This is a genomic window from Saccharothrix sp. ST-888 (assembly GCF_000955975.1).
GTDB lineage: Bacteria > Actinomycetota > Actinomycetes > Streptomycetales > Streptomycetaceae > Kitasatospora.
This window is the reverse complement of record NZ_JYJF01000456.1, coordinates 1-379: the sequence shown is the minus strand read 5'-3', so window position 1 is coordinate 379 and position 379 is coordinate 1. Positions and strand designations below refer to the sequence as shown.

The 379-nt window shown below is 67.8% G+C and carries 1 protein-coding gene; it reads right to left on the bottom strand.

What is annotated here, in order from left to right:
* On the bottom strand, window positions 1–379 hold a 379-nt coding region (locus tag UK12_RS33465; RefSeq protein ID WP_045306980.1), incomplete at both ends, for an IS256 family transposase.

Below are 379 nucleotides of genomic sequence, written 5' to 3'. Positions count from 1 at the left end.
ATTACGAGCCGAGCCCCGGCAAGGCCGCGTTCGCGCAAGGAGCGCAGGAACTGGGTCCAGAACACTTCGGTCTCGCTGTCGCCGACCATCACACCCAGGACCTCGCGGCCGCCGTCCTCGGTGATCCCGGTGGCGATGACGACGGGTGGGGAGACGATCTGTTGCGCGACCCTGGCCTTGCAGTAGGTCGCGTCGAGGCAGATGTAGGGGTAGCGGACGTCGCCCAGGGGACGGCCGGGGGTCGCGGTAAGGTCGCCATCGAGGTGCTGGCCGGTCCGGGAGACGGTGCGCGTGTAGGTGCCGGTGTCGTGCCCGAGCGCGTCGACCAGTTCCTCGACCGACTGCTTGAACACCCCGTCGACGTCGGCTTCATTGTTGA